This window comes from Bifidobacterium sp. 7101, assembly GCF_000499285.1.
In the GTDB taxonomy this organism is placed as follows: Bacteria; Actinomycetota; Actinomycetes; order Actinomycetales; family Bifidobacteriaceae; genus Bombiscardovia; species Bombiscardovia apis_A.
The window spans coordinates 85,694-107,148 of the sequence record NZ_AWUN01000007.1; the positions used below are offsets into that span (position 1 = coordinate 85,694).

General features: G+C 56.4%; 15 protein-coding genes and 2 tRNA genes. 9 read left to right on the top strand and 8 right to left on the bottom strand.

The genetic code is table 11. From position 1 onward, the window contains the following. The first annotated feature begins 284 nt into the window (after positions 1-284). Positions 285-3,767, top strand: a complete 3,483-nt coding sequence (locus P272_RS08970; RefSeq protein ID WP_052323253.1) for an RCC1 domain-containing protein — start codon at positions 285-287, stop codon at positions 3,765-3,767. Between the two features lie 776 nt (positions 3,768-4,543). Here the strand turns inward: P272_RS08970 and P272_RS0108275 are convergent. From P272_RS0108275 to P272_RS0108285, 3 genes are all read right to left on the bottom strand, one after another. After that, on the bottom strand, positions 4,544-4,729 hold the full coding sequence (locus P272_RS0108275; protein WP_029679064.1) for a hypothetical protein: 186 nt from the start codon (positions 4,727-4,729) through the stop codon (positions 4,544-4,546). A 345-nt stretch (positions 4,730-5,074) separates the two neighbouring features. Then, positions 5,075-6,826 (bottom strand): FAD-dependent oxidoreductase, encoded by a 1,752-nt coding sequence (locus P272_RS0108280; protein ID WP_029679065.1) that lies wholly within the window; start codon positions 6,824-6,826, stop codon positions 5,075-5,077. Between the two features lie 120 nt (positions 6,827-6,946). Continuing rightward, positions 6,947-7,510: a peroxiredoxin gene (locus P272_RS0108285; protein ID WP_015021096.1), complete on the bottom strand. Its 564-nt coding sequence runs from the start codon at positions 7,508-7,510 to the stop codon at positions 6,947-6,949. A gap of 156 nt (positions 7,511-7,666) precedes the next feature. Here P272_RS0108285 and P272_RS0108290 point away from each other — a divergent pair, with 156 nt between their 5' ends. The 3 genes from P272_RS0108290 to P272_RS0108300 all read left to right on the top strand — a co-directional run bounded on the left by P272_RS0108290 (position 7,667) and on the right by P272_RS0108300 (position 11,667). Beyond that, positions 7,667-9,052 (top strand): hemolysin family protein, encoded by a 1,386-nt coding sequence (locus P272_RS0108290; protein WP_044097938.1) that lies wholly within the window; start codon positions 7,667-7,669, stop codon positions 9,050-9,052. Between the two features lie 261 nt (positions 9,053-9,313). Next, positions 9,314-9,793, top strand: a complete 480-nt coding sequence (locus tag P272_RS0108295) for a Dps family protein (RefSeq protein ID WP_015021094.1) — start codon at positions 9,314-9,316, stop codon at positions 9,791-9,793. A 491-nt stretch (positions 9,794-10,284) separates the two neighbouring features. Beyond that, the gene (locus P272_RS0108300) at positions 10,285-11,667 is read left to right on the top strand and encodes a Na+/H+ antiporter NhaA (protein ID WP_172636735.1); all 1,383 of its coding nucleotides are present in this window, start codon (positions 10,285-10,287) and stop codon (positions 11,665-11,667) included. A 107-nt stretch (positions 11,668-11,774) separates the two neighbouring features. Here P272_RS0108300 and P272_RS0108305 read toward each other — a convergent pair whose 3' ends face one another. From P272_RS0108305 to P272_RS09170, 3 genes are all read right to left on the bottom strand, one after another. Further along, entirely contained in the window at positions 11,775-12,542 is a 768-nt protein-coding gene (locus P272_RS0108305; RefSeq protein WP_029679068.1) for an SDR family oxidoreductase, read from the bottom strand. Positions 12,543-12,661: 119 nt separating this feature from the next. Further along, a complete protein-coding gene (locus P272_RS0108310) occupies positions 12,662-14,530 on the bottom strand; it encodes a Z1 domain-containing protein (RefSeq protein ID WP_029679069.1) in 1,869 nt (622 codons plus the stop codon). Between the two features lie 9 nt (positions 14,531-14,539). Next, entirely contained in the window at positions 14,540-15,730 is a 1,191-nt protein-coding gene (locus P272_RS09170; protein WP_172636736.1) for a restriction endonuclease PLD domain-containing protein, read from the bottom strand. 202 nt (positions 15,731-15,932) lie between these two features. On the opposite strand from P272_RS09170, the gene P272_RS0108320 reads away from it, so the two are divergent. Beyond that, positions 15,933-17,075: a DNA cytosine methyltransferase gene (locus tag P272_RS0108320; RefSeq protein ID WP_029679071.1), complete on the top strand. Its 1,143-nt coding sequence runs from the start codon at positions 15,933-15,935 to the stop codon at positions 17,073-17,075. A 52-nt stretch (positions 17,076-17,127) separates the two neighbouring features. Here the strand turns inward: P272_RS0108320 and P272_RS0108325 are convergent, their stop codons facing one another. Continuing rightward, positions 17,128-17,736 carry a M48 family metallopeptidase gene (locus P272_RS0108325; RefSeq protein ID WP_029679072.1) on the bottom strand — a complete coding sequence of 203 codons (609 nt, stop codon included), beginning with the start codon at positions 17,734-17,736 and terminating at the stop codon, positions 17,128-17,130. 104 nt (positions 17,737-17,840) lie between these two features. On the opposite strand from P272_RS0108325, the gene P272_RS0108330 reads away from it, so the two are divergent. After that, positions 17,841-17,914: transfer RNA gene (locus P272_RS0108330), tRNA-Ile, on the top strand. Between the two features lie 37 nt (positions 17,915-17,951). After that, a tRNA-Ala gene (locus P272_RS0108335) sits at positions 17,952-18,024 on the top strand. Between the two features lie 393 nt (positions 18,025-18,417). Here the strand turns inward: P272_RS0108335 and P272_RS09590 are convergent. Further along, entirely contained in the window at positions 18,418-18,702 is a 285-nt protein-coding gene (locus P272_RS09590; protein WP_029679073.1) for a helix-turn-helix transcriptional regulator, read from the bottom strand. A gap of 325 nt (positions 18,703-19,027) precedes the next feature. On the opposite strand from P272_RS09590, the gene P272_RS0108345 reads away from it, so the two are divergent. After that, a complete protein-coding gene (locus tag P272_RS0108345; protein WP_029679074.1) occupies positions 19,028-19,765 on the top strand; it encodes a hypothetical protein in 738 nt (245 codons plus the stop codon). A gap of 35 nt (positions 19,766-19,800) precedes the next feature. Next, complete coding sequence (locus P272_RS0108350; RefSeq protein WP_052323254.1) at positions 19,801-21,249, top strand: PrsW family intramembrane metalloprotease; 1,449 nt, start codon at positions 19,801-19,803, stop codon at positions 21,247-21,249. The last annotated feature ends 206 nt before the right edge of the window (positions 21,250-21,455 follow it).

The window sequence follows — 21,455 nt, forward strand, 5'->3', positions numbered from 1 at the left end:
ATGCGGCCCCGTTCTCTTGCAGATAGCAGGAGGCGGGGCCTCATTACATCCAGTCGTCTCTTGACACGAGTTTTGCGTTTTTTCGAGTAAAATGTTGAGTGTAGTGGTGTTGGGGAGTTGGCTGGGTTTCGATATGGCTTGTACGGCTGGCGCTGGGGCGGCTTGAGGACTGGGGAACTGGACGGCTTCCTGACGGATGGAACGTTGTAAGCAGGGATTCATCGGCACGCTTAGAGGGATGGTGGAAGCGGCTGTGTCCGGTATGGGCGAAAGGTTGTCGGCTTATGCATCTGGGTACCCGTCTGCGTCGTGTCTTACCGGCGACGATCCTCCTGCTGGGCCTGCTGGCAGGCCTGGGCGCCGCGTCCGCCCAGGCGGACGCTCCCCCATCCATCGAGGGGGGCCGCCGGACCCCCCACACAGCTGAGCACACCCCCGGCAGCGCAGCCGGCACACCGCTGCCCTCGCCCTCGCCGCTGGAAACCGCCCCGCCCCTGAACCCCCAGGCATCAAACCCCGGCACCCCGTTAACGCCGAAGGACACCACCAACGGCGCAGACCCCTCTCCGGCCAAGCCATCCGACAAGACGGACGAGCAGGCCGCGCACACGGTGCGCTTCGACCCGGCCGACGGCAGCAAGCCAACACAGGCGAGCGTGAAGACCGGCACCCTCGCCACTCCCCCGCAAGAAAACCCGCAACGTCCCGGATTCCGGTTCGACGGGTGGACGCTCGACGGCCGGCCCTATGACTTCCGGACCCCCGTCCTGAAGGACACCACCCTGAAAGCCCAATGGTCGAGGATCACGGACTGGACGCTGAGCCCGGAGCACGGGCCCGCCACCGGCACCCGGCTGACCATCAGCCCGCCCGACAGGCAGGAACCCTGTTACACGAGCATCCAAGCCGCAGGAGACCAGATTGTGGGCCTGACCGGGGACGGCCGCATCCACACCTGGACACAGGACCACACACCCGTGCAGGTGCCCTCCCCCACGCAGGCATCCGACGGGTTCCACTACCTGCAGGCCGCGGCAGGCGACCAATGGCAGGCGGCACTCGGATCCGACCAGCACATCTATACCTGGGACAGCCAACAATCAACGCCCACCATCCTCGACACCGGACAGGACACCCGGTTCACCAGCATCAGCCTGAACGGAGACCGGCTCCTGGCCGTGGACCGTAAAGGACAGGTCCACGCCTTCCAAGACAGCCAGAAAGACAGCCGGGACCCGAATCCGAAACTCCTGGAGCAGGCCACGACCATCCTGCCCGGGAAGGCGCAGGCCGTCACCGCCTCCGCCTCCGCCAGCCGGACCCTCATCGTGGACTCTGACGGGCAGGCCTGGACCTGGGAGACGAGCAGCCCCGGCGATGTCAAGCCCGAACCCGTCAGGCAGGACCCGGGCACGCGCACCGTCCAGGCGCAGGCCCTCAACCAGGGGTTCCTCCTCCTGGACGCGGACGGGCAGGCCTGGTACCTGGCCGACAGCACAACCAACCCGACAGCCGTCAGCCTGCCGGAGGGCATGAAAGCAAGCAGGATCACGGCAGACAAGAACCAGGCCATCATCACCGACTGGGAGGGCCACGTCTGGGCATGGAAGCCCGGCGAAACACCCATGCGCGCCGACAACGGGAACCAGCCATACACGCAGGCCGTCCTTGCAGACGGCAGGATCACCGCCATCAGCAGGCAGGACGGCCTCCACCAGTGGAGCCTGGACGGGCAGGGCCGGCCCGGCCAGCCGGCAAGACCCGACACCACCACAACGCCCACCCTGGAAACAGCCAGCATGGACGGCCAGCCACTGACACCCGACAAGAGCAACGACGCCTGGCAGACGGACATACCAGCCCACACGCCAGGACCAGCCACCATCACCATCACCGGCAGTCAGGACGGCCAGCCCTTCACCAGAAGCCTCAACTACACCGTCGACCAGCCGCTGACCAGAGACATCCGACAAGGCTCCACCCACACGGTCAGCTTCGACACAAACGGAGGAAGCCAGGCGCCCCAACCCCAACAGGTCCCCTACCCGTACGGGCGAGTGCAACGGCCCACCCCCGACCCAGTGCGCGAAGGCCACCAGTTCGACGGATGGTTCATTAGCGACATCGCCTACGACTTCAGCAAGCCCGTCACCGACAACCTCACCCTCACCGCCAAATGGACACCAAGCACATGGACCATCAACCCCGACAAGGGCAGCCAGTTCGGCAACGAAACCACCACCATCACCCCACCCCCTGGCCAAGGCATCAAATTCAACCAGATCAGCGGCTCAAGAGATTTCGGAGACAGAGGGTTTACTTTGGCGGTCGGCAGTGACGGAAACGCTTACGCATGGGGAAGAAACAACTACGGCCAGCTCGGCGACGGGACACTCACACAGCGAAACAAACCCGTCATAGTGAAAAAGCCTGCAGGCGCGTCGGCGGATTTCACCTACGTGCAGGTCAGCGCTGGGGATGAGCAGTCGTTGGCAGTGGGCAGCGACGGATACGTGTACGCATGGGGGAATAACGAATCGGGTCAGCTCGGCAACGGCAGTAGCGGCGGCTATTCGACCGTTCCCTTGCGCGTGATTGACCCTAACGATCCCCGCAGTGGGCTGACAGCTGTACAGGTGAGCGCCGGATACTATCATTCCTTGGCGCTTGATGCGAGAGGGAACATCTGGGCATGGGGATTCAACCAGTTTGGCGAGCTCGGCAACGGCAACAACATCAACTCAGCAATCCCCACGCTAGCGCAATACCCCAGGGATGCAGGCACAGTGACAGCCATACAAGTCAGCGGAGGATTTCACCATACGGCGGCAATAGACACGAAGGGGAACACCTGGTCATGGGGATGGAACTGGTTCGGCCAGCTCGGCAACGGCAACAACATCGACTCAGCAATCCCTGTGCCAGTGCAATACCCCAGGGATGCAGGCACAGTGACAGCCATACAGGTGAGTGCCGGAGCCGATCATTCGTTGATAATAGACACAAAAGGAAACACCTGGGCATGGGGATGGAACCAACTGGGTGAGCTCGGCAACGGTTCCAGCAGCGCTGATGCGAATCCTGTTCCAGGAATGGTGAAATATCCCGAGAACGCGGGCACAGTGACAGCCATACAGGTGAGTGCCGGCGGCTATCACTCGCTGGCGATCGACAAGAACGGTAACGCCTGGGCGTGGGGAGGCAACGATAGCGGTGAGCTTGGTATCGGCACTACTAGCAAATCGGAGATTCCCGCGCTGGTACAGTACCCCAAGAATGCAGGCGCGGTGACAACCGTACAAGTGAGCGCTGGCGGCTATCACTCGCTGGGAATCGATAAAGAGGGAAAAACCTGGGCATGGGGATACAACCAGTTTGGTCAGCTCGGCAACGGCACTATCAGCAACTCATCGATTCCCACTCCGGTGGCGTTCAGCCTGTCCCCGGTGATCAGCAGCGTTACGTTCGACACCAGCCCTGCCACGAATCTGAACTATATAAACGACAGCAGTGTCACGGTCTTGACACCTGAACACCTGCCGGGCCCGGTCACGGTCAGCGTGGGCTACACGCTGGGCGGCGAGGGAAGCACCCTGATTAACAAGTCCCTCACCTACACGTACCTGCCTGCAGGCGTGCTTCCCCGGGCTGGAGGGGAAGGCATCCTCCTCGCCTTCGCTACGGGCATGACCGGCATGGGCGGGGTTCTGGCTTCACGCCGCCACAGGAGGGAAGCACACCAACTGTTGCACGCTTCGCACGAGTAAGACAGGCCTGGGACGGATCAATCCCCCCGCCCGCGCCTGGAGGAGGCGGAAACACGGCCGGAACGGCCACGGGCATACAACCACAGCCAGCCCGGCCGCTGTTTACTCATTCCGTCAGCCATGAGTTCCGCCGACACTGGATCTGGCTGTCATAGTCATTGCGCGATGATAGGGTTGTATCACTGTACAAAGATGCAGAAGCGAATGACATGCACCGTCTGTTGGGGAGACAGTCGGCAGAGTTCTTGGGAGGCTCTGTAAATGGCATTATCGAATATTCCCCACTGTACTTCGCACGAGTAAGGCCGGGTTCCCATCACTGCAATCCGGCGAACTGGCGGCTGTGCCCATCCCAACCGAGCACGGTCGCCATCTACTTTTAAACGGCGGAAAGATACCCGTCGTGCGCTCGGGCATGTCCGCGAACTCCAGGCCAGCCGGCTGATACCAGGAGTATCGGCGGATGCCGCTGTCGTCAGTCCAGATCTCAGGGCAGGCATTGACCAGCCAGTCCGACGGAGTAGCATGGGTGCCCCCGGTTGAGGCCAGGGCCTGCCTGAACTGGTTTTTCTAGTCGGCGGTCAGGCTCCGGTTGTAGAAGTGCCAGCCGTCCGGGCTGGGCGATGTCCTGGCGGATGTAGTCCAGGGCCTGCGAGCGCCGTCTCCCTGTCGGTATCAATGGTCAGCGTAATCCAGTCCGGCTCTCCCAGGCTAAGGCTGGTTGGGTTCATGATTCAGTGCTCCTTCATCCCTGCGGTATGACTGATGGCGGCGGGTCAGACCCGGACCAGGTCAATCAGGCAGATGGTATCGGGCTGGCAGCGAGGTATGCGGATGCCCACGCGCTCCAGATAGGTGGCGGTGACCTCGACGGTGCCCAGCGGATCCGTCGGATCCAATTGCTCCAGCGATGCCCTGGGCTTGGCTGGGCCGATCCAGACCGGGAATACGTAGATAAACACCACGATTATGCAGGGATTCGTCCAACTGGACGTGGACCAGGATGGCACGGCTGCGGCCGGGGGCCATTACGCCATGAGCCAGGACCGAAAGGAGTGGTCTGGGTCGGAGGATTGGTCAGGATGTAGCAGGATAAAGCGTAATCATCCCATACTGTCAAGCCGATCATGATGACAACGGTCACCGCTTGCGCTATGAAGGCGGCGGACCGTGTAGACCGTGGATAGCATCAGCAATTTTCCATCAACGTAATTCAGAGGCTTACACCAAAAAAGGCGCTGGCATCATCGCCACAAAGGCATTGACACCAGCGCCCTTTCAGACTCTGTTCAGGCTCGGACCCGAGGTCAGGCTCCGATCAGATCCAGCATTTCAGGAACGGACTTCTTGCCGAACTCCACGGTCTCCTGGCCATCCTTGCGGATCACGATGCAGGGGACGCTCATGACCTGGTACTGGTCCTTGAGCTCGGGGAAGTGGGCCAGGTCGTAAGCCTCGGCGCGCACCTTGCCGTTCTGGGCCGCCACCCGCTGTGCGGACAGAACCGTGGTCGGACACATGGTGCAGGTCAGGGAGACCAGCATCATCACGTCCACCTGGTCCTTGATGGCATCGATCCGGTCCGAGGTGGGCTGATCCACCTGCTGGCCGGGGCCCGCCGCATTGTAGAGGGCCAGGACGAAGGAGTTGAACTCGTGGCCGCTGGGCACGCCATGGAAGGCCAACCCGGTCGGCTGGGAGACGCCCTGGTCATCCACGCGGCAGATGCGCACGCTGGGGCGGGCATCGGGCAGGTCGCCAGCGGGATCGTAATCCTTGCCGTCCTCATCCGTGCGGGAGTCCACCCTGGAGGTCAGCTTGCCGTCGGAGAGCCCGACCAACTCGCCCACGAAGGCCTCCAACTCCTTGGAGACCTGGCTGCCGTCCAGATCCAGGGCCAGCTCCAGCTTTCCGGTCATCTTGCCGAAGACCATGTCCAGCTGCTTGCGGATGTCCGGCCCGAAGAAGCCGGAGGTCTTGGCCGGGGCCTGGTCGTGCTCCTGGGCCACAGGCGCGGGCGAGGTGCCCGAGGCCAGTGCGGAGTTCTCGGCCTGCCGCTCGGAGCGGGCGTAGGGGGAATCCTCGGGACGCGGCGGCACCAGGCCGGTCTTGTCCGACATATTGGAGGCGTAGCGCTCCAGCTCCACGGCGGCCACAGCACCATCGGAGGTGGCGGTGATGACCTGGCGCAGGTTCTTGACCCGCAGATCCCCGGCGGCGTAGATGCCGGGCACCGAGGTCTCCAGGTAGCCGTGGGTCAGCACATAGCCGTGGTCGTCCAGATCCACCACGCCCTTGAGCATGCCGGTCTGGGGCACGTAGCCGGCGAAGACGAAGACGCCGAAGGTGCCGCCGTCCTGGGGCTTCCAGGTGGTGGTCTGTCCGCTCTTGCGGTCCAAAATGGTGGCCTCGACCAGCCCGCCGGGGCCAGCGGAGACCCCCTTGAGCTCGGTGGAGTAGTGAATCTCGATCTTGTCGTTGTCACGGGCCTCGTCAGCCACGGCGGCATCGCAGGTGAAGTCCTCCTCGCGCACCAGCAGGGTCACCTTGGTGGCGTACTTGGTCAGGAAGACCGACTCTTCGGCGGCTGCGAACCCGCCGCCGACCACCAGGACCTCACGCCCGGTGAAGAACTCGCCATCGCAGGTGGCGCAGTAGGCCACACCGCGGCCCGCGTACTCCTGCTCGCCCTGGAAGCCTATCTTGCGGGGGCTGGCGCCGGTGGCGATCAGGATGCCGAAGGTGCGCAGGTCGCCCCGGGAGGTGTGGACCACCTTGATGTCGCCCTGGGCCTCGATGCCAGTGGCCTTGGCGCTCATGAACTCGGCTCCGAAGTTCTGGGCCTGCTGGCGCATGGTCTCGGTCAGCTTGCGGCCGTCGGTGCTGGCCACGCCCGGGTAGTTGACCACGTCGGCCGTGATGGTGATCTGGCCGCCGAAGTCGTCCTTCTCCAGGATCAATGTGCGATACCTCGCCCGGGCCAGATAGAGTCCTGCGCTCAGGCCTGCAGGGCCGCCGCCGATGACGACCACGTCATAGAGATTCTTGTCTTCCGTCATGAATGCCTCTTCCGAAGGAATGCACGGATGTGCTGTTTTGGATGCTGGTCGTGAATACAGAAAAGGGAACCCGCCCTGGTCGCTTCCGATCGGCGAGTTCCCGATGTTGGCAGCTGCGGATCAGAGCTGGCCGACCAGATCCAGGCTGGGCTCGATGGTGTCCTCGCCGGGCTCCCACTTGGCAGGGCAGACCTGATCGCCGTGCTCGTAGACGAACTGGGAGGCCTGGACGCGACGCAGCAGCTCGTCGGCGTTGCGGCCCACGTTGGAGGAGATGACCTCGTAGGCCACGACCTTGCCCTCAGGGGTCAGAATGAAGTCGCCGCGCTCGGCCTTGCCCTCGGCCTCGTTGTAGGTCTGCAGGTCCTTGGCCAGGGTTGCGGTCGGATCGGCCAGCATGGGGTACTGGACCTTGGCGATCTTCTCATTGGCCTCGTGCCAGGCCTTGTGGACGAACTCGGTGTCGCAGGAGACGGAGTAGATCTCGCAGCCGATCTTCTTGAAGTCCTCGTACTTGCTGGCCAGATCCTCCAGCTCGGTGGGGCAGACGAAGCTGAAGTCCGCAGGGTAGAAGAAGAGCAGGGACCAGTGGCCCAGCAGATCCTTCTTGGAGACCGGGAAGGTCTTGTTGTCCTGGTAGGCCTGCGTGGTGAACTCAGTCAATTCGTGCTGAAGCTGTGACATGAAAAATCCTTTCGGGAGCGTTGGGAATGTCGGCTTGAAGCCGAACCTGCTTCCGTGTTTCATGCTAGTCAGGTAGCGCTATATGGGGAAGACGGAGGTTCACCGCTGGGGTGTGACATAGGGCACATGGGACGTCCATACCCTAGCATTGAAGGCATGGCATTATGGCTGAACATCCTGCTCATTCTCTTCTTCCTCCTGCTCGGTTCCGTCTTCTCGGGGACTGAACTGGCGCTGGTCTCCTTGCGAGGCTCGCAGCTGGAGCAGATGGAGCAGCAGGACGCGCGCGGCGCCCGGGTGGCCCGCATCGCCCGCGACCCCAACACTTTTCTTTCCGCCGTGCAGATCGGCGTGACGCTGACGGGCTTCCTCTCGGCCTCCTTCGGCGCATCATCCATCGCCCCCTACGTGGTGCCCGTCCTGACCGGGTGGGGCGTGCACGAGGGTCTGGCCGGCACTCTGACCACGGTGATTCTGACTCTGATCATCTCCTACTGCTCCATCGTCATCTCCGAGCTGGTGCCCAAGCGGATCGCCATGCAGCGCACCGAGGCCATCGCCAGGGCCGTCGTTCCGGCCATCGACGTCTTCACCACCCTGTGCAGGCCGCTGATCTGGCTGATCGGCAAGAACACCGACCTCATCGTGCGCATCCTGGGCTTCGACCCCCAGCAGACCGACACCGAGGTCAGCGACGACGAGCTGCGGATGCTGGTCTCATCCAACACCAACCTGAGCAAGGACGAGCGGATGATCCTGGGAGACGTCTTCGATGCCTCCGAGACCAGCGTGGCCGAGGTCATGCGTCCCAGGGCCGACGTGGTCTTCATCGCCGGGGACATGCCGCTGCAGGAGGCGGTCGAATTCGTGCACGACGAACCCTACTCCCGCTACCCGGTGACCGGACGCGACTTCGACGACGTGCTGGGCTTCGTCCACGTGCGCGACCTGATGGACGTGCGCAACCCCCATGCCAAGACCGTGGCCGACGTGACCAGGCCCGGCATCGCCCTGCCCGGCACCTCCAGGCTTCTGCCCAGCCTGGAGAAACTGCGCAAGAAGGGCATCCACCTGGCCGTGGTCATCGACGAGTACGGGGGCACCGACGGTATCGTCACCCTGGAGGACATGACCGAGGAGCTGGTGGGCGACATCCGCGACGAGTACGACCTGCCAGAGGAGCAGAACCCGGCCCATCCCCAGGCGACCGCCTTCGTCAACGGGGTTGCCACGGTCGACGGCGGCATGACCATCGAGGACTTCGCCGACCTGACCGGGATCGAGCTGGAGGACGGCCCCTACGAGACCCTGGCCGGCTACTTCCTGGCCCAGACCGGACGGATGGGGCAGGTCGGCGACGTGGTCCACTCCGACGACGGATATGACATGGTGGTGACCAAGGTGGACGGGCGGCGCATCGAGACCATCGAGGTCAGGCGGCGCCAGGAGGCTGAGGACCAGGCTGGCGATGATGACGAAGGCGGCGAAGACAGGAAAGATGAAGACAGGTCGAATTCCAAAGCGGGAGCAGACCGAAGATAACCGGACCGGGTCCAATCTGACCGAGTCGACGCTACGACCGGAGCCTAGCTATGGTCCAACCGAATCCCAGCTGGCAGTCAGCCGGGGACCGTCCCACGCCGGTCAAGAAAAAATGACTATCAGCGTAGCAGATGGTCCGTGAATGATTTCACTGGTTGATTCCCGCAAAATCCAAGCGTTTCCTTGCTTTTTCCTCTAGTCTGGAGATACAAGGTCGGGCTGACCCGACCGCAGGCATAATTTCATATTTAAGGAGCGATTATGGCATTGAACTTCACTGTACCGGGACTCGACGAAGCGACCAGTGAAAAGGTCATCGCCATCCTGCAGAGCCGTCTGAGCCAGGAACAGGAGACTGCCCTGATCCTCAAGCACGCCCATTGGAACATGAAGGGCAAGGAATTCATCGGCATTCATGAGATGATGGACCCCGAGGTTGATTCGGTGCTGAACATGGCCGACGAGACCGCTGAACGCATCGCCACCCTGGGCGGCTCCCCCGCCGGACGGCCCGACGACATCATGAAGAACCGCGACTGGGATGGCATCACCATGACCGGCCGCCAAGATGCTCTGGACTACCTGAAGGCCCTGGACACCTACTACACCACCTTCATCAAGCGCGACCGCGAGGCCATCAAGGAGCTGGACGACCTGGACATCGTCAGCTCCAACATTCTGCAGGACCACGTGCAGGAGCTGGAGCACTTCCAGTGGTTCATGCGCAGCCACCTGTTCTGAGTTTATTGAGTTGCTGAGTTCTGAGAGCTCGTCACAGCTCCGATAAGCGATATGCCAGCGGCCCTGCATCGTGAAAGGTGCAGGGCCGCCGGCATTTTCTCTAACCGAGATAGACTGCTGGGCTTCAGGATAGAATTGACACTTGGGAGACGGCCGGGCGCCGCCTCACGCCGGGAAGACTGGTCGGCCATGGAAGACCGAACCCTACCCGCCCGACCAGGAGCATCATGCCGCCCACGCCTACATTCCCAGCATTCTCTGTCAATCCACGTCGTCAGGATTACGACGATTCGAATCCACAACAGAATCTCAAACCTTTCAATCCCGGGCAGTCGGATTCCCGACCATCAGACACCCAACCGAATTCCGAACCGTCGGATTCCAAGTCATCGAATGCCCGACCATCAAATCCACAGCGTGGGCAGGGTGGATCTGACAGGGACCGACACAACCGACTCCATCCTTCAAACTTCTTCGCCGCTCTGTCATCCTTGGCTGAAAATGATCGGATCACCGGGCTATTCATGATGGTCTGCGCCCTGGCCGGGCTGATCCTGGCCAATCTGCCAGAGACCGGGCCGGGGCTGAACGCTCTTGTCACTTGGATTCCTCTGGATCTGCCCGGTGGACTGAACCTGTCTCTCAAGGACTGGATACAGGATGGGCTGCTGACCATATTCTTCCTGACCATGGGTCTTGACCTGCGCCAGGAGGCTGCCACGGGCACTCTGCGCGACCACAGGCAGGTCCTGCTGCCCATGCTGGCCGCTCTGGGTGGTGTGGCCGTTCCGATCCTGATCTACTGCCTGTTCAACCTGGGCTCCCCTGCCGGGTTGCGTGGCTGGGCTGTCCCAACGGCCACCGATGTAGCTTTCTCCCTGGCGGCTCTGCAACTGCTCCTGCCCAAGGCCGGACCCGCCCTGCAGGCGTTTTTGATGACCCTGGCCATCTTCGACGATCTGATCGGCGTCCTGCTGATCGCACTTGGCTACTCCAGCTTGGGACAACCGGGCTGGCTGCTTGTCTGCTTGGTCGGTCTTGTGGTCTGGGCCCTGCTGGTCCGAGCGGTGAGCCGTTCCGCCCTGCTCTGGCGACCCTTGGTATTTCTCTGCTTGTTGGGCGCTCTCGCAGGCGGTCTGCTGGCCTGGTACAGCCTCTTCAAGGCTGGAATCCATCCGGTGCTGGCGGGAGTTGCAATGGGGCTATTGGCTCCTGTCGCCAGGTCGAAGGCGACTGAAGCGGAAGCAGCAGAAGCGGAAGAGTCTTCGGCCAGTACCGCGCCGAATTTAACTGAGCCGACCGAGCATAGGCCAACCGATACAGAACCGTCCGGTGCCGAGCCGACCGAGACCCATCCACCAGTGACCAGTCAAGCTAATACCAAACCAGCTGGGTTTGAACCAACTGGGATTAAGCCAAACCGCAACCCGACGTCATCACCGGCTGAACGGCTGGACCACTTCCTGACCCCTTTGAGCGCCCTGGTGGTCCTGCCCGTGTTCGCCTTTTTCTCGCTGTCCATCTCCCTGGATCAGCTGGGACCCGGACTGCTGACGGACCGGGTCTTTTGGGGCGCCACGCTGGGACTGGCCTTGGGCAAGCCCTTGGGGATCCTGACCATGCTGGTCCTGGCAGGTCATCTGGGACTGCGGCGACCTGCCGGCTCCACGACCGGAAACATGATCGGCCTCTGCCAGCTCTGCGGAATCGGCTTCACCATGTCTTTCCTGATCGCCAACCTGGCCTTCGCCGGATCCCCGCACCTGGAATCAGCCCTGCTGGGCGTGCTGGCAGGTTCGGTCCTGTCCGTACTCATCGTGGCCGTCGGCACAATTCCCGGTCGGTTACGGTCCACCAAGCGCGTCTCATCTTGACTGCATGCCTCAGCCACAGCCAGGCTCTTCCCCTGCCAGAATCATCCCTCTGCCAGAATCATCCCATGCCAGTCTCCGTTTCCTACGGAATCGGCCCCCAACCATACTCAGCTGCGGCGGTAGAGCTTGGTGTAGGAGCCCTCGGCCCGGGGACGGACCACAATCTGGTCGATGTCCACAGTGTCGGGCTGCTCCAGGGCCCAGGTGACGCATCCGGCGATGTCGTCGGCGGTCAGGGGGTCGGGCACCCCGGCATAGACCGCATCGGCCCGGTCGCTGTCCCCGCCGAACCGCTTCAGGGAGAACTCGTCGGTGTGGACCAGACCCGGAGCGATGTCGACCACGCGCACCGGCTGGCCAATCAGCTCCAGCCGCAGAATGCGGGCCATGACCCGTTCCGCCGCCTTGGAAGCGCAGTATCCGCCGCCGCCCTCGTAGGGCTCGATGCCTGCCGTCGAAGAGATGACCAGGACCGTGCCCTCCGACTCTTTCAGGGCCGGGAGCAGCTTCTGTATGACCCTCAGGGTGCCGATAACGTTCAGCTCGTACATGCCGCGCCAGTCCTCCAGGCTGGAGGTAGCCACCGGGTCCTTGCCGAAGGCCGCGCCGGCGCAGTTGACCAGAGCCTTGACCGGCCCGCCCTTGAGCACGGCATCGACGGCCGCCTGAGTGGAGTCCTCGTCGGTCACATCGCAGACCTCATAGGTGAAGTTCTGACCCAGCTGGTCAGCCAAAGCCTTGAGATTGTCCTCGCGCCGGGCCAGGCCAACCACCTTCCAGCCCTTGTCCACCAAGGCCCGCGCACTGGCCTGCCCGATGCCACTGGAGGCGCCGGTCACCACAGCACGCTTGATTGTCTTCTTGGATTCCGTCATTTCAACTGCTCCTTATGCTCATATTTAGTTTTGCCTTAACGCGATTGAATATGTGCATATGAAAGTGAATACTTATAGTCTATTGGCCTATCAACCGCCAATCGGGAGAGGTGAGAAATTTATTGTTTATCGAGCGACACTGTATCGTCAGATAAATAATAAAAATCTTTTGATTTTGGCAACTTTATATTTGGAATCCATACAGGGTTTCCGTCCCAACCTTGCTCTTTCTTCCCGTCTACTTGATACATGGTTAGCACAAATTGGGTTGCATACTGATTGGTAGCCTTCCAGTCATTTTCAGAAAGCAATGCGCCTGAGTTCTTCGTAATGTTGCGATGCCTTCTCACTAAGAGCATGCCCTGCGTTAAAGGATTTTCGTTTTGAGCAGATTCAAGCATTTTCGCATAAGCGTCGATATTCATATCATCTGCCGAAACATGTTTGAGTATTTCAATCATCAACTTTAGATTGATAGGTGTTGGAGGTTCAGAGCCGCTGTAATCAGTTAACAAATCACAGATATCTTTATAAGAATTATTCCGCGGAGAAGATGGGAACCGATTAGCGCCGCCGGGAATAATATTAAGTAAGGACATATCTAAAACTCCTTTTCTTGTAGGACTCAATCCTTCGGGATAAGAAATAACGGCGTTATGATTACTTGTGATCTGAGCAATAATTGAATTATTGGTCTCGTTAATCTCGGAAAAGAGTTTATACAATTCGTGGCTTATGAACATAGAAATAAGCCCGGGATCTCGATCATATCCAAACATTCTAGAATGTTGCCACATAGTGTCAGCTTGTGGTCTTTTACTTGTTCTCGTATAGTAAAAGGTGTTAAGCTGGTCAAACGTTACTCCGCGGCCAAGAGATAGGCCTCCGACTATAAAATTACAACCCGAAGCATATTCATCACTGCCATCAGACGACCTACCATTTAAGGTCACAATGTTGTACTCCTGATTTTCCAGCATTTCTTTGACTTTAGCTAGTATATCGCCCATTGACCTTTTCGGTGTTTTGACAGGGTGAATGCTGTCATATTCCTTAGCTACAGCACGTTCAAGATCTCCACCGTGATTCCATGTCCACCATGCAAGACCCTTTTCTATCTCTCTTTTGTATTCTTTATGGGCAATTTGTTTTACTCCCGGATGCACCAAACAATTAGATACTTGATCTCCAGAAAGAAGAACCTGAGCAGACACAACCAAGTGTCTGATCACCACCCTCTTTGCTACTTCAATTGGATCTTCATTATCCACAAAGTTGACAAAGGACGGTGTGTTATAAGGGGGAAAGAAGAAATCACCACCCAGATAACCTTCACCGGGTTTAAAGTAATAAGTAAACTCAGGCTTTGACCCAGAAGATTCTGACTGCAGGAACAATGCCTGTGGAGTTCCTGTGACTTGCAAGTAAATGGAGGAAGAGGCATCATTTTTAATGTCCGAGAGAGTCCCATTAATCGAGGATACGTCATCTTCATTCACTTTAGTATTCAATGAGGCAGCATCGCTCTCGTCATCGATGATAAATAATGGGTTACCTCTCAACCTATTCGAATTCTTTAGTATATTGCGCCAGTTTTGCAACACTCTTACATTCTTTTTTAGGACGACAAGCACTGGGCGGTCCCTACATTTTTTAAATTTTTCCTCTTCGGATTCATCACATACCACGAATCCGGGCAGATCCCTAACTGCTCTTTCATAAGTTTGCTGTTGCAATAATTTATTATCCGTTGTGACTAATAGGAAATACGGAAATCCTTTATCGGCGGCGGCAGCAGCTACTCCAAACATTTGGCTGGTCTTTCCAGACTGAATGTTCCCAAATAGAAGTATGACTAAATTAGAGCGATAATCAAATTTGTCAAAATAATTATCAACAAACCTGTTAGCTGTATCAGTTACAGATTGTGCCAGCGCGCCCTTTCCTTGCTCCACATATTGCCTTGTGTATTCATCCAGATATTTCATCTATTCCCCTTAATTTGTGAATTCTGCTGTCCATACATCAAGTAATCCAAGCTCATCCGAAGTTGTCTGTTTCTGCGGAACATTCCAGTTACGTTCAACGAGCCGCCCGGTTTCTTGAAGGCTTGTTTTTGTAAGGACTAAATTACGCATTCCTGCGTTTTCCAACATTTCAGTTGTAATCACTCCTTCCCGGTCAGTATCATCATTGACTTTATCTACCGGTTTTACATAACCCGCCGTCGCTAAGCGACCTTTTATCCAACGCCCAAATACCCTATCGTTATTCTCACTGACAAAGGCTGTTAGCTGCTTATTGTGCGCTGCAGTCGTGTGAGCTTCGAATTTATACCCATCATCAGTAATTATCCAGAAGGGCCGGTCGACAGGATATCCTGGTTGTTCTGTAATTCTTCGAGACACCGTTATCTGGACTTCATACCAGCTACGCGGTGTATATCCACCTGCTGGATTTAGACGACCAGCACCATAACAAACGTTGATATTTGACCTTGCGAAGTCTGATCTATTAATAGAAAACCGGTGTTCATATGCAGGTGCTTTTATGGGAATTGTAAAATGCACAGAAGCTTTTTGTCGCTTATAGAAATTGACTTGATCCTGAGAAATTGCAAAGACATCCGTAATTCCATTCAGAGATTTGATTTGCTCCGATACAATTCTCAGCTTTTGCAAGTGTTCATCATCATCGACTTTCACACAACACTTTTCCTTAAGTTCATTCACATGTTCTACGAGTTGTTGAAGAGCTGTGGCATTATCAACTGTTGTGCCAAGTTCATACTGTCCTCTTTGTGTATTTTCAAGTATGCTGAGGTTAGCGGAGCCGATGACAGCCTTATATGGTTTGGCCTTATCTACATCTGGTCCGTTCTGGAATAAATAGAGTTTTCCGTGATACTGCATACTGGTAACAAACCAAACAGAGCCTATTTGTCTTGATTCCCACTCTTTTTGTAACTGGCGCACTTTGGTGTTTATGCTTTTGGGGATACCTGCATAGTAGTACATACCTATTATCAAATTGATTTTCCGAAGATTAGCATTTGCCTGAACAAGCTTCTTGAGCTCATCTAATCCTTCAACAGACACATATCCAACGGCAATATCAACTACAGATGCTTCAGAAAGAAGATGCTTAATAGTAGCTGGTAACGAAACAGTCGTTTCATCATCAGACAATGGAGGAATGACTGATGTTAAGACACAGTTGACCACATTGACCTCACTCAGCTAGAGACATACTCATTCGCTTTTATCATATTAAGCATAAAAGAACAGCGATCCACAAAAACATGAGGGATAGAATCAACTTCTAGGTTTAGGCATATGCATATGCTTAACCAAGGTAGTTAAGTCTCCTCGATTTGAAAGGTAACCACCGATGCTATTAAAAACAGCAGAACTATTCGCCGGTCCCGGCGGAGGGGCTTATGCTGCCAAAACAACTAAAGTCATGGACAATTCTGGCAATGTTTGGGGCTTTAAACACGCCTGGGCTAATGACATTGACCCTGACACAGTCGCAACATACAAAGAAAATATTCTTGGAGATCCTTATGCTGACACTGTGTTCTGCGAAGATGTGCGTCGCTTTGATTTATCAAACCATAGGTTACTGGGCGATATAGATGCCTTGATATTTGGTTTTCCGTGCAACGATTTTTCTGTCGTTGGAAAGCAAAAGGGTCTTTCAGGCTCATTCGGTCCTCTTTACACGTATGGCATAAAAGCTTTAAAAGAATTCCAGCCAAGTGTTTTTATTGCTGAAAACGTCGGTGGGTTATCTTCTGCAAATGAAGGCGAGGCCTTTATGCAAGTTATAAGTGCTATGATTCATGCGGGTTATACCGTTACTCCACATTTTTTTAAATTCGAACAATATGGCGTCCCCCAAACACGACATCGTATTATCATCGTCGGTATTCGAAACGACCTCCATAAAAAAGGCTATATATATCGTGTACCGGCACCAACGACACCAAATCCAGAAGAGTATGTTACAGCAGAAGAAGCACTGACTAAACCACCTATTCCTAAAAATGCTTTTAATAATGAACCGACTAAACACAATCAAAAAACGACAAAAATGCTGTCATACATCCCTGAAGGTGGTAATGCTTGGTCATTGTCGATACCACCCCAATATCGGCTAAAAGTTAAAGGAGCCAAGTTATCTAATATTTACAAAAGATTAGATAGACACAAGCCCTCTTACACCGTTACTGGCTCAGGAGGAGGCGGGACGCACATGTACCACTGGAGCGAAAACCGCGCGTTGACCAACCGAGAACGTGCCCGCCTGCAAACTTTCCCAGATTCTTTCTACTTTCTAGGGGGAAAAGAATCTGTAAGGAAACAAATTGGCATGGCCATCCCCCCAAAAGGTATGCACTACATACTAAAGGCCGTTCTGAATACCCTGGCTGGAATTAAGTATCCTTATGTCTGTCCTACAGCTAAACTTCAGCCTGATGCATTGAGCAAAATCAGCGGCTCTGAAATCGCCAGCTTAGTGAAGCTATAATCCTCAGCCGTCATAGAAGAAATGGACGTAGGTAAGGCAGTCACCATATGAGTCACAAAGCCAGATAGCTGTTGAGTCGACGACGGCGCTCGGTCCAGTCAGGCATATAGCAATCCATCCGCGCGCGGAAGCCGGGGCCGTGGCCATGCTCGTAGAGGTGGGTCAGCTCGTGAACCAGCACATACTCCAGCAGGTCAGGATCCAGCCAGGCCAAGTCGGTGTTGAGCCGGATGCTGGCAGTGGCGGGGGTGCAGGACCCCCAGCGGGTTTTCATCTTCCGCAGACTGATGCGCTCAGGCCGGCGACCTACCACAGGGACCCACCGATCCAGCAGAGTCGGCAGCCTCTCCTGGAGAATTCTCTTGGCTTCGGCCTCGGACCGGTCCGGCGACAGCTGACCATCGGCTCCGGGTTGGGCGTAGACATCGCACGAGCGGGCCAGACGTTCTCTAGTGGTTGCGATCCAGCGGCGCTTGCCGTCGATAAAGGCACGAATCCGGTCGTCGCTCAGGGCCAGAGGCGCCGTCACTTCCAGATGGCCGTCAGGCGGCTTGACCCGCAGATAGACGTTGGCGATCCGCTTCCTGATGACCAGAACCGTCTCACCACCGACCTCCAGCTGCTCCGACCTGACTGGTTCCGCACGCCGTTTCCGCCTCATGGCCACTATTCTTCCGCCAAGACGCGACGCGACGCCGCCGAGATTGACTTGAGAGGACACTATGGTAAGCTATCCATTTGTGTGATTCTTCGGTCACACGGCATGGGCCTGTAGCTCAGCTGGTTAGAGCGCATCCCTGATAAGGATGAGGTCGGAGGTTCAAGTCCTCCCAGGCCCACGCATTCTTGCGCGGTTGAAGTTCTTTTCACATTCACGGGGCTATGGCGCAGCTGGTAGCGCATCTGCTTTGCAAGCAGAGGGTCGCCGGTTCGAATCCGGCTAGCTCCACAGGTAGGGATTTCCGAGGTTCTTCAAGACTCCTTGTACTTCATCTCTTTGGCAAATTGACTATCTAACTGTACCTAGGATATGGCTGAAAACGATGCCATGGGTGTGGACACTCTAAGGAATGAAGCTCATAGAGCGAAATGCATCTTCTCTGTCATCTTTACAACACTAAATATATGCCAACCTTCACCTAACAAGGATCAATTCCCCGGATAGTACCTGGGCTGAGGCCTCTCACGCTTCACCAACTGGAAGCTTGAACGTGGAGAACCAAGCCCCGGCACCCCGCCAGTCCCAGACTGCACAACATCTTCGCCGTCGACTAAGCGCTCGCTATCATGTGGCTGGCTACCTTGAGCTATGGGATCCGGGCTGAACGTCGCGCCTACAACTCTATCGTGCGCGTAGATCCGGCCAGTCGGTTGGAATGATCTCGTCCAGCGTGCAGTCAAGCACCTCAGCGATCGCTATCAGGCTCTTCAACGTCGGATTCGAAGCCTTTGGGCTTGGGGAACTATGCCCCCATTCCAAGCGCTGGTACTGTAATCGCGACAGGCCGGCACCATAGGCCACCTGCTCCTGACTCAGGCCGCGCGCATTTCGTATCCTCTGCAGGCTCTGACCAAGCTCTCTGACGTAATCGGCCCAGTCTCGGGCTGTCTTGATATGCGTTCCCACGGTTTCCAGCAAAACGAATTGCTACATTCATGTAGCTACATAGATGTAGCATAATTTCAGCTTTGGCGATTTTAGGGAAGGTCTGACAGCAGTCCGGGCCGAGGACAGAAAATGCCACGCACCGTAGTTGGGATCACGCCGAGGAGGGCCTATGGGAGCAACACCACGCTCGTGGCACGGCTGGCTTCAGAAAAGGATGAACCCTCCACAACCATCGGCACCGTATGCCAGATCACGCACTCCATGAAGCCAACTACGGCACCTAACAGACCCAAAAACAATCGCCATCAATTCCATCCACCCAGAAGAAAGAGAAAGAATACCCATGGCCAGCATCGACGAATGGAAGGACTACTTCCAGATGGTCAACGGACGCGACCCCAGTTCTGACGACCTCCAGCACGCCATAGAAAATGGCGATGTCCAACTCAACGACCCCAACAACGGCAACTCCCAAAACACTGTCCAGGCACCGACGGGAGTCCCTACTCAAGCCGCACAGTACCCACAGCCGCCGGCAGGCCAACAACAGGCAACAATGCAGCCTCAAAGCATGCCGATCCAGCAGCCAGCGTATGCGTATCAACCACAGACCGGCATGATGATGCCTTCAGCCCCGGTGAGCACGGCCAAGAAACCACACACAGTCAGAAATATCATCATCACCATTATTGCGGTCATAGCCATTATTTTCGGGGCGCTGGTCGCTTACAGCTATCACCTCAAAACCACATCACTGGCCTCATGTCAAGCAAACCAGCAAACGGCTCAGAATAATCTCAAGATCCTCAAAGAGGATTTGCAAACCATCGACGAGGATACCGATGATTACAACTTAGCGAATACAGGACACGAAACCTTGACCCAAAGCATGTTGAACGATTATCAGTCCGCTGAAAAGATTGCTAACACGAAAAACCCAATCACTTCATGCGCGTCAGACGATTACGAAGAGCTCGACAAGGCCAGCGAATCGAACAAGGAATTTGCCAACACTGCATATGACGCGATTCAAATGTTGCGCAAGGAGTTCCCTGCCGCATTCCCCTCAAGCAACAACTGAAACCACAATCCGTCACACCCAAAGGAGAACAGGCAATGATGACACCACAACAGTGGCATCAAGGTTTCATCACCACCAACGGCAGGGAACCTACCATGGAGGAATACCAGTCGGCACTAAGAAACGGCGAATTCCAAAAGAGCACGGCCCCAGACCATGTGCAAACTCCGGCTGATACCCAGCAACCGATCGCGCCCCCGCAGTCGGCGTCTGCAATAGGACAGGAAACGCGACCCAGCCAGTTCACAGCACCGCAACCACCCCAACCGCAACAATTTCCACCATCACCATCCACTCCCTACATGGCAGCTCCACAGCAGAATACCGCCTATCAGCAGCCCTACCAATACTCGCAGCAGCCTCTAACGCCTCCCGGAGGGCCTGCAACGCAGCCGACCCAGAAGGCAAGCTTCAACGTCACGGCAGCGATCAATCGGCTTGCTGGAGGTGAAGGAGCAGTAGATATCAACCTCAAGGACACTTTCTCCAACGTGTTCAAGAAGCACTCACGAAAGGAAGCCGAAAGAATTTTCATCGGTGGTACCACCTTCACCACTCCCCGGGAAGGCGACATCGCAGCCACCTGGCCCAGACCCTGGCTGTTTTCGCGCATCCTCGTATTTTTCATTGCCACCTATGTGCTCCTCTACTTCCTACAATCCGTAAACGAAATAGTCCCTTCTTACGTTGGCTTGATTTTCATTGGGGCCTTGGCGGTACCGTTCTCCACGCTTATTTTCTTCTTCGAATGCAACGCGCCACGAAACATCAGTTTCTGGTCCGTGCTCCAGATGCTATTCATTGGCGGCGTGCTCTCACTCATTGCGACCATGTTCCTGGATCGGTTTACGGCAGCCGTCAGTGTGGGCTGGTTTTTACCGCTGATGACTGGCATTGTAGAAGAACTGGCAAAACTGGCAGCATTAGCAGTATTCGTCAAGATTCTCAAACCCCGGTACATTCTCAACGGGTTGCTCATCGGTGGTGCGATCGGAGCTGGATTTGCCGTCTTTGAAACTGCCGGATACGGATTCGATCAATTAACTAACGTGAAAGCAATTGTACAAAATTCAAATTGCACCCCACAAATGACTCTTGATGAGATCATTCAAACATGCGGATTCCCCGCCATGAACAGTATTTTGATTCTGCGTGGGTGGATGTCGATCGGCGGCCACGTCGCCTGGGCAGCCATCACCGGCGCAGCACTGCTCATCGCTATGAACGGGGACAAGCTACAAACCAGGCACTTTCTGGACAGGAGATTCCTCTCCCTTTTCTGGATCCCTATCGTTCTGCACACCGCCTGGGACCTGGGCCTCATTCCCCAGCTCCGATACAATGCTGTTATCAACTCCAACCTGTACCGTTTAATTCTTATCGTGCTCGCTTGGACAGTACTCTTCGTAATCATCAACTCAGGTCTGCAACAAATCAGCCGATTGCAAACCATACCGGGCAACACTGCTCAACCCCAGCAGTAAACCATTCAACAGTCACCACATGTAACTGGCCCATAAGCGTGCAAGGGATATGAAAATAATTGAATCGCGGAGAACGGCTCACGAGAATAACCTCGAATTGCACGTTAAGCACTAATCATCGTGACAGTCCTTGTCGTTCCAATGACTATCGTCAACACCGAACCGACCGCTAAGGTTCTGGGACAGGCACGTGAGCTTCGAAAAGC

Excerpts from the sequence above, each read along its gene's own strand:
- P272_RS08970 (WP_052323253.1), top strand. The coding sequence starts at position 285 with ATGCATCTGGGTACCCGTCTGCGTCGTGTCTTACCGGCGACGATCCTC.
- P272_RS0108280 (WP_029679065.1), bottom strand. The coding sequence starts at position 6,826 with ATGACGGAAGACAAGAATCTCTATGACGTGGTCGTCATCGGCGGCGGC.
- P272_RS0108285 (WP_015021096.1), bottom strand. The coding sequence starts at position 7,510 with ATGTCACAGCTTCAGCACGAATTGACTGAGTTCACCACGCAGGCCTAC.
- P272_RS0108290 (WP_044097938.1), top strand. The coding sequence starts at position 7,667 with ATGGCATTATGGCTGAACATCCTGCTCATTCTCTTCTTCCTCCTGCTC.
- P272_RS0108295 (WP_015021094.1), top strand. The coding sequence starts at position 9,314 with ATGGCATTGAACTTCACTGTACCGGGACTCGACGAAGCGACCAGTGAA.
- P272_RS0108305 (WP_029679068.1), bottom strand. The coding sequence starts at position 12,542 with ATGACGGAATCCAAGAAGACAATCAAGCGTGCTGTGGTGACCGGCGCC.
- P272_RS0108310 (WP_029679069.1), bottom strand. The coding sequence starts at position 14,530 with ATGAAATATCTGGATGAATACACAAGGCAATATGTGGAGCAAGGAAAG.
- P272_RS0108320 (WP_029679071.1), top strand. The coding sequence starts at position 15,933 with ATGCTATTAAAAACAGCAGAACTATTCGCCGGTCCCGGCGGAGGGGCT.
- P272_RS0108325 (WP_029679072.1), bottom strand. The coding sequence starts at position 17,736 with ATGAGGCGGAAACGGCGTGCGGAACCAGTCAGGTCGGAGCAGCTGGAG.
- P272_RS0108345 (WP_029679074.1), top strand. The coding sequence starts at position 19,028 with ATGGCCAGCATCGACGAATGGAAGGACTACTTCCAGATGGTCAACGGA.
- P272_RS0108350 (WP_052323254.1), top strand. The coding sequence starts at position 19,801 with ATGATGACACCACAACAGTGGCATCAAGGTTTCATCACCACCAACGGC.